4 protein-coding genes and 1 pseudogene are annotated in these 1943 nt (G+C 77.9%); 1 reads left to right on the top strand and 4 read right to left on the bottom strand.

The genetic code is table 11. The features are described from left to right. From BJF79_RS63675 to BJF79_RS67805, 4 genes and pseudogenes are all read right to left on the bottom strand, one after another. On the bottom strand, nucleotides 1-211 hold a 211-nt coding region (locus BJF79_RS63675), incomplete at its 3' end, for a hypothetical protein (RefSeq protein WP_262403207.1). Beyond that, nucleotides 208-903, bottom strand: a complete 696-nt coding sequence (locus BJF79_RS56485) for a neocarzinostatin apoprotein domain-containing protein (RefSeq protein WP_075904830.1) — start codon at nucleotides 901-903, stop codon at nucleotides 208-210. The genes BJF79_RS56485 and BJF79_RS63675, both read right to left, overlap by 4 nt. A 14-nt stretch (nucleotides 904-917) precedes the next feature. Next, nucleotides 918-1169 carry a GPS-CTERM domain-containing protein gene (locus BJF79_RS67810; RefSeq protein ID WP_410050199.1) on the bottom strand — a complete coding sequence of 84 codons (252 nt, stop codon included), beginning with the start codon at nucleotides 1167-1169 and terminating at the stop codon, nucleotides 918-920. After that, nucleotides 1157-1507, bottom strand: a pseudogene (locus BJF79_RS67805) (neocarzinostatin apoprotein domain-containing protein); the annotation flags it as partial. The gene BJF79_RS67810 and the pseudogene BJF79_RS67805, both read right to left, overlap by 13 nt. On the opposite strand from BJF79_RS67805, the gene BJF79_RS54485 reads away from it, so the two are divergent. After that, nucleotides 1508-1943 (top strand): hypothetical protein (locus BJF79_RS54485; RefSeq protein ID WP_262403206.1); only part of this gene is annotated, 436 nt, incomplete at its 3' end.

Genomic DNA, 1943 nt, shown 5'->3' with positions numbered 1-1943 from the left:
TCGACGTCGGCGCCCTGGAGCAGCAGCGCCACCGGGAGGTCCTTGCGGATGCCGGACGGGGCGGGCGCGTAGACGTCGCCGCGTCGCGTGCACGGTGGTCGCGTAGGCGATGGGCGCGTCGCCTCGGCGCGGCCGGAGCCGCGGGGAGGACGGCCGCGGCCAGCGCGGGCGGCGCCGAGCGCCGCGGTCGTCGAGCGCGGCGGAGCCTCATGCGCCGTTCCTCCGGCGGCGGGCGGGGATGATGAGCAGGGCCGCGCCGCCCGCCATGACGAGCACGGACGCGATCAGGGCGTAGGTGGGCAGGCCGTCGGGGCTGCCGGTGTTCGGCAGGTCCCCGGAGCCGCCGGCGGACCCGCCGCCGGAGCCGTCGTCGGAACCTCCGCCGGAGCCGCCGTCCCCACCGTCCGACCCGCCGTCCGACCCGCCGCCGGAACCTCCGCCGGAACCGCCCGCGGCGAAGGTGAGCGGGACCTCGGCCGAGTTCGGCCCCTGGTTGCCCGGCGCGGTGACGGCGAGGACGCACGCGCCCGCGTCCGCGGCGCAGTCGACGCCGTCGACCTCCCCCGCCAGCTTGATCTTCGCGTCCTTGGATCCGTCCTTGGTCACGAAGTCGCCCTGGGCGTCGGAGGCCCCGACGAGCGCGCCGCCGGTGTCCTGGGCCGCGCAGTCCGTCGGGAGCTTGGGCCCGGGCTTGCACTGGCCGAGGGTCACGAAGCTCTCGTCGGGGGTCAGTCCGGTCACCTGCACGGTGATCGTGTCGCCCGCCTTCAGGTCGGTCGTCTTGTCCGCGGTGATCTTCGGTGCGGCCAGCGCGGGCGGCGCGAGCGCGAGCACGCACGCGGCCGCGAGCGCGGCGACCGCCCCGGCCCGTCCGCCGATCCTGGTCCTGGCTGTTCTGGTCACGGGGGTTGCTCCTTCTATCGGCTACGGCGTTGGACGACGGTGATGACGGCCCCGGCGAGGACGAGCAGTGCCGCGGTTCCCGCCCACAGGGGGGTGGACGGGCCGCCGGTGCCGGGACCGGCGGTGGCGGCGGGCGCGGCGGACGTCGCGACGGCCGTGCGCCCTTGACCGGCGACCCCTCGAACCCGACCCGGACGATCGCGGTGTTGGCGGTCACGACGGCGGGCGGGGCGGTGCCGGGGAGCGGGGCCGCGCCGATGACGCACTGGCGGGCCGTGCAGTCGATGCCGTTGAACTTCGAGCGGGCCTTGAGCCGGACCTCGGGGAGCCCGCCGTCGGCGTCGATGTTGACGAAGGTGGCGCCGCCGCCGAGGTCGCAGTCCTTCAGCCCGTTGGTGTAGCCCTCCCGGCACATCCCGACGGCGACCGATTTCAGCCCCGGCCGGAACCCGCCGCCGGTGACGGTGATCGTCTCCCCCTCGGTGAGGTCGGTGGTGCGGCTGACCCGCAGGACGGCCTCGGCCCTGGCCCGCCCGGCCGCGTCGGGCGCGGCGGGGACGGCGGGCGCGGCCAGCGTCAGCGCGGCGAGCGCGATGGCGATCACGTGTCGGAACCTCCGGTGCTGCGGGCCGCGGGCGGCCGCCGGTCCCCGCCCGACGCGGAGACGGGGAGTTCGGCGACGCCGTCGCGGTCGACGGTGTCGGCGCCGGCGGACGAGCGCGACGGCCCGCGCCCGGCCGGTCCGGCGATGACCACGGCGGTGCCGGTGGCGGCGAGCCGCTGCGCCACGGCGTGGGCCGCGTCGCCGCAGGGCCGACGAGCCGTCGATCAGCAGCAGCCGCGGCCGGGTGAGCAGCGCCTCCGCGAGCGACAGCAGGCCCCGCCGCGCGTCCGGCAGGCTCTCGGCGGGCCGGTCGCGCAGGCCGCGGAGCGCCGGGAAGACGTCCAGGACCGAGCGGGCGGCGGAATCGGGATCGGCGTGGCCGTGCCGCCGCGGGCGTGCGCGGTGAGCGCCGCGTCGATCGGCCGTCCGCGCGCGG

Source organism: Actinomadura sp. CNU-125 (assembly GCF_001942465.1).
Lineage (GTDB): Bacteria > Actinomycetota > Actinomycetes > Streptosporangiales > Streptosporangiaceae > Spirillospora.
Note: the sequence above shows the minus strand (reverse complement) of the source record. Positions and strands in the feature narration are given on the sequence as shown.